5 protein-coding genes are annotated in these 5,560 nt (G+C 62.1%); 2 read left to right on the top strand and 3 right to left on the bottom strand.

Annotated elements, in window-relative coordinates; genetic code table 11:
• Window positions 1-1,279 (bottom strand): SGNH/GDSL hydrolase family protein (locus WCO56_28620; protein MEI7733568.1); only part of this gene is annotated, 1,279 nt, incomplete at its 3' end.
• Between the two features lie 600 nt (window positions 1,280-1,879).
• Here WCO56_28620 and WCO56_28615 point away from each other — a divergent pair.
• Complete coding sequence (locus WCO56_28615) at window positions 1,880-2,365, top strand: PAS domain-containing protein (protein MEI7733567.1); 486 nt, start codon at window positions 1,880-1,882, stop codon at window positions 2,363-2,365.
• The gene (locus tag WCO56_28610) at window positions 2,323-3,588 is read left to right on the top strand and encodes an ATP-binding protein (protein MEI7733566.1); all 1,266 of its coding nucleotides are present in this window, start codon (window positions 2,323-2,325) and stop codon (window positions 3,586-3,588) included. The genes WCO56_28615 and WCO56_28610 overlap by 43 nt, the downstream gene beginning before the upstream one ends.
• 89 nt (window positions 3,589-3,677) lie before the next feature.
• On the opposite strand, the gene WCO56_28605 is transcribed toward WCO56_28610, so the two are convergent.
• Window positions 3,678-5,045 (bottom strand): ABC transporter permease, encoded by a 1,368-nt coding sequence (locus WCO56_28605; protein MEI7733565.1) that lies wholly within the window; start codon window positions 5,043-5,045, stop codon window positions 3,678-3,680.
• A 3-nt stretch (window positions 5,046-5,048) separates the two neighbouring features.
• Window positions 5,049-5,560 (bottom strand): ABC transporter ATP-binding protein (locus WCO56_28600; protein MEI7733564.1); only part of this gene is annotated, 512 nt, incomplete at its 5' end.

The raw sequence follows: 5,560 nt of genomic DNA, 5'->3' as shown, positions 1-5,560 counted from the left end.
ACACCCAGAGCGCCTTCAGCTCCGGATCCGTCACTTCCTGCTCCGTCTTGAACTTCCCCTTCGCGAGCTCATTGAAAATCCGCTTGATCTGCTTCGTCTCATACGCCTGCTTGGCCCCCACCGCGTCCTCCACCTTCTTGAACGCCTCCGCGAACGGGTTCTCCGCGAAATCCGCCGCCAGATTCACCCCCTGCGCCAGTTGCGCGGCGGAATACTTCTTCGCCGTCGCGCCCCAGGTCACCGTATATTCCTTGGCCGCGCCGTTCTTCGCCACGAGCACCAGCCGGTTCAACGTCTGATTAAACGGAATCAACGTCATCCCCGAGCGAATGCTGCCATCCTTATCCGCCTCGCCCGTGGCGCAGAACGGATACTTGCTGCTGCGGATCTGCACCTCGCCGACCTTGGCCGCCACGACCTCGTGCCCGGCGGAAACCGTCGCCTCGCCGGACTTCAAGTCCACCGTGAACGTCCCAATCTCGCCCTTCAGCCCCATCGCCTTCAGGAAGGCGAACGCCATCACCGTTTGCCCGGCCCAACCGGGATGGACGCCGTCCTTACCCGCGATGGCGTACTTCGGCCCGTACAGTTTGCGCGCCTCAAACCCCGCCTGGAGCATCGGCCAGAACACATCCGCAAAGCCGACCTGCTCCGCCTGGGCGATCTCGATATCAATATTGCGCAGCGTGCACAAATTCAGATTCTTCTCCTCCACCCCCGGCTCCGACCAACCGGCCGGCACCTGATTCGTCAGCCGCGGATCGGGCCCCTTCACCCCCACGCAGCCCGGCGACCCCAGGATTACCCGCGTGCCAATGCCCTTGAAGCCCCGGACAATCGCCGTGGACTTCTCGCGGTACAACGCGCCGATCGGCTCCTCATACGCGCGATACCGGTGATCATTCATCCCGTAGCACGTCGTGGCAATCGTGGGCTGGAACCGCAGACAATCATTCGTCATGCGTCCGAGGAAGCCGCTGGCCGTCTCCCCGCTCCAGCCGAACTGCCGTACCGTCACCTCCAACTCCGGCACGCACACCGTCAAATACGTCTCCATCAGGCGCGAATACATCTTTTGCTCCGTGATCGAATCCCCGCAGATCGCCAGCCGATCCCCTTTTTGCAGCACCAACCCGGCGGGGGCCGGGGCCTTCACCGGTTTGAACTTCGCAAAATACGCGTCGCCGGGGAGCGTCTCCAGCGATTGTGCCGATACCCCGCGTGCGCACAGCAACGCGGCCAACGTCAAAGCCAACCGAGCCATCGAGAATGAGTTCATGCCCGCGAGCATCCAACTCCGGCCCGTTCCCGTCAAGCAAATCGCAGCCCCGGCGCAAAAACGCCCAATAATAAATGTAGGTGACGACGTAACGAGTCTCAAACATGAAGGCGCGGCAAAATTTGGAGTGCGGTGGCAACCGAAGGGGGAATAAAGGGCGGCGGGCGACACCGCTTTGGATTTGACCAGTCCAGTTAACCGAACCCAGAAGTCCATTGAATCTCTGCCAAGGCCGCCTGCGGTTTGGCCAGGTTCACCGGGGCAGGGGATCATCGCCGGGTTGGGTGGCGCGCCTATCCAAAGCGGCGTCGCGGCCCCTTCACCCTGCCTTGCCGCGCGCACTCCAAAGAATGTGGCTCCCGTAATTCCCTGGGAAGGGGAGCCGAAACGGACGGGCGCTCCCGCCAGTAAAGCTGGCGCGGCAGCGCCTTCACTCTTTTAACCGCCGCGATTGTTGGTTAAATGATTGGACAGCGCCGCCAGTACCGCGTATGGTAACGCCATGACAACCGCCATTCCATTGGAACGACGCCTTTTTTTGGGGGCATCGCTGTCGGTGGCCCCGCACTCCGCACGCTTCCGCGCTGAAAGGAGCCCGCCATGAATAAGCCTGACGCCGTTAAGAGCGCCGCCGACTTGCGCCGCCGCGCCGAAGCGGGCTGGCTCGTGAAGCGGCAAGGGAAGCCGCTGACCACTGGCGCGACGCCCTCGGTGGAAGACGCGGCGGGGTTGATCCACGAACTGGAGGTCCACCAGATTCAACTGGAAATGCAGAACGAGGAACTGTACCTGGTACAAGAAGAACTCGAAACCACCCGCGCCAAATACTTTGACCTCTACGACCTGGCCCCAGTGGGCTACCTCACCTTGGACGAGCCGGGGCTGATCCAGGAGGCCAACCTCACCGCCGCCACCCTGCTGGGCGTGGACCGGGGCGCGCTGCTCAAGCAACCCTTCTCCGCTTCATCATCCCCGAGGATCAGGCCACGTACGTCCGCCTCCAGAAACAACTCTGGGAAGCTGGTACGCCCTATAAGTGCGACGTGCGCCTGCTGCACCCCGATGGCACCTCCTTCTGGGCGGTGATGACGTGCAACCGGTCGCCCAACGCCGCCAGTCAGCCCGAATGCCGCCTCATTCTGAGCGACATTTCCGAACGCAAACGGTTGGAAGCCCAGCTCCTGCGCGCCCAGCGGATGGAAAGCCTTGGCTCGCTGTCCAGCGGCATCGCCCATGACATGAATAACATCCTGGCCCCCGTGCTCATGGCTGTGCCCATTCTGCGCGACGAGGTCAGCGATCCGGACAGCAAACTGATGCTTGACGCCATGGAAACAGGCGCCCAGCGCGGTTCCAGCATCATCAAACAACTGCTCACCTATGCCCGCGGCACGCCCGGCGCTCGCTTGCCTTTGCCGGTGCGCCTGCTCCAGTGCGAGCTAAGCACCATTATCCGCGAAACGTTCCCCCGGAACATCCAGGCCAGCGTGCTAATACCCCAAAACCTGTGGCCGGTGCTGGGCGACGTCACGCAACTGCACCAGGTGCTCCTGAACCTGTGCGTCAACGCCCGCGACGCCATGCCCGAGGGCGGCACCCTCACCCTTGCGGCGTGCAACGTCACCCTGGACCGGACGGTTGCCCTCCTGCCCCCCGAGGTCCAACCCGGCCCCTACGTCTGCGTGAGCGTGAGCGACACCGGCACCGGCATCCCGCCGGAAGTCCTGGAGCGCGTCTTTGACCCGTTCTTCACCACCAAGGAATTCGGCAAAGGCACCGGCCTGGGGCTATCCACCGTGCAAGGCGTTATGCGCGGCCACGGCGGCTTTGTGCGGGTGGATACCTGCCTGGGCCGCGGCACCACCTTTGAACTCTACTTCCCCGCCACGCCGGAAGCGAAGGTCGCCGAGGACGCCGTGCGCCCGCCGCCGCCGGCTGGCCACGGGGAGCTGATCCTGGTGGTGGATGACGAAGCCAGCATGCGCGACACCTTGCGCATCGGGCTGAAACACCATGGTTACCGGGTGCTCACCGCCGAGAACGGAGCCGAGGGCTTGGCGGTGTTCACGCAACACCGCGCCGAAGTGCGGGCGGTCCTCACCGACATCATGATGCCGGTGATGAACGGCACGGCGATGATTACCGCGCTGCGCGCCCAAGCGCCGACCCTGCCCATCCTGGGCATGACCGGCCTGCTAGAAGGCGTCAAGGGCATTGAAGACCTCAAACTCGAAGCGTGGCTACGCAAGCCGTTCACCATCGCCGACCTGCTGCACGCCCTGCACGCCGCCCTTCACCCGAAACCGTGAGCGGCGGGAGTCCACCTATATATATACTGCACCGGTTCCCGGTTCGAGGGTGAGCAAGGCAAACTGCCGTCTGGCCGTTGCGGCTGGGCTTAATCGTAGCGCAGGGCCTTGATGGGGTCGAGGCGGGCGGCTTTGATGGCTGGCCAAAGCCCGGCGAGCACGCCGGTGACAATGCTGAAGGCAAAGGCCATCACCATGGCGTCGATGGAAATAACGGGGGTATTGGCGGTGGGGGAAACCAGGACCAGAATATTCACAAACCACTGGGAGACCACCAGCCCGACCAGCCCGCCGAGGAGGGCGATGACCGAGCTTTCCACAAGGATTTGAATGAACACGCTGCCGTTGGTGGCGCCGACGGCTTTGCGGATGCCGATTTCGCGCACGCGCTCGGTAATGCTGGCGAGCATGATGTTCATGATGCCAATGCCGCCCACCAGCAGGCTGATGGCCGCGATAATGCCGCCGCTGAGCCGGGCGTTCCGAATGGAGGTGGTGATCTGTTCCGCCCATTCTTCCTGGGTGCGGAAGGTGAAATCTTCGATGCCGCGATGGGTGTGCATCAGCACGTTGCGGGTCTGCTGCAAGGTGGTTTCCAGTTGTTCCACATCGCGCACTTTGACATTGATCAGGGAAAGGCGCGGGTCCGGGATGTTATTGGTGCCGGACGAGGCGCGAAACCGCAGCCACATGGTGTTCAGTGGGATATAGACGGTGGTGTTCTTAAGTCGGAACACGAAGCTGCTGGAGCCGCGCCCGGTATTGCCACCCCGGCTGCGGGACGGCACGGCGTTGGTTTGCTTGGCGATTTGCGCTTGCTCGTTCTCGCGCACTTTGCGTTCCTGCTCGCTTTCGTAGCGTTTGAACATGCCGATGATGGTCATGGACAGCCCATTGATGAGAATGGTTTCGCCAACCGGGATGATCTCGTAGCCGACCTTATCGGGAGAACCAAACAGCTCATCGCGGATCTGGGTGCCGATCACGCACACGTTGCGGGCGGCGGCATCATCCATGTCGTTGAACATGCGCCCGTGTTCCACCTCAAATTCATTCATTTGCAGCGCGTTGGGCCAGGTGCCCACAAACATCCAGGGATAACAGTTTTTGCCGCGCCGCGAGCAGACACAGTTGCGCAGGCGCATCTCGGGCTCCACATCGAGCAGTAGCGGCGCGCTTTGTTGGAGCGCGTAAACATCCTGCATGGTGATGCCCACCGCCTGGTCCGCGCGGTAAAGTTGGCTGGCGGGCAAGTCCCCCTCCTCGATGCGGATTTTTTCCAAGCCGCCGATGGCCACCAGCGCCTCCTTCAGTCCGCGCTCCATGCCTTTGACCAGCGCTGCCATGGCCACCAGGCTGGAAACGCCCAGAATGATGCCCAGCATGGTCAGGACGGACCGGAACTTATGCGCCCAGATTTCCTTGAACCCGATGACAATGGCATTCCAAACGTTCATGGCTCAGTCATGAGCAGGAGTGCTGCCGTCACGAAACTGACCGGCGAGCTTGGGGTCCACGACGATGGCAATTTTACCGTCGCGAATCTCGATTCGACGGGGCGTCCTGGCGGCAATTTCCGGATCATGGGTAACGAGCGCAATGGTGCGCCCTTCCTGGCTCAGCTTGCAGAAGAGTTGGAGAATGGCCTCGCCGGTGTGCGAGTCGAGGTTACCCGTCGGTTCGTCGGCAAAAATAATCTTGGGCCGGTTGACCAGCGCCCGCGCAATCGCCACGCGTTGCTGCTGCCCGCCGGAAAGCTGGTTGGGCCGGTGTTTGGCGCGATTTTCCAAGCCGACCATGGTCAACGCTTCCATGGCCCGCTGCGTGCGTTCCCGTCCGCTGATGCCACTGTAAATCATGGGCAACTCCACGTTCTGAATGACGTTGAGCTTCGGCAATAGGTTGAAAAATTGAAAGACGAACCCGATCTTCTGGTTCCGAATCGCGGCGAGTTGTCGTGCCGACGCATCTT

The sequence above is a fragment of the Verrucomicrobiota bacterium genome (assembly GCA_037139415.1).
GTDB lineage: Bacteria > Verrucomicrobiota > Verrucomicrobiia > Limisphaerales > Fontisphaeraceae > JBAXGN01.
The sequence above is the reverse complement of the archived record's forward strand: the minus strand, read 5'-3'. Positions and strand labels throughout refer to the sequence as shown.

What these genes read in the sequence shown, in the direction of transcription:
- WCO56_28605 (MEI7733565.1), bottom strand. Translation starts at nt 5,045, where the DNA reads ATGAACGTTTGGAATGCCATTGTCATCGGGTTCAAGGAAATCTGGGCG.
- WCO56_28615 (MEI7733567.1), top strand. Translation starts at nt 1,880, where the DNA reads ATGAATAAGCCTGACGCCGTTAAGAGCGCCGCCGACTTGCGCCGCCGC.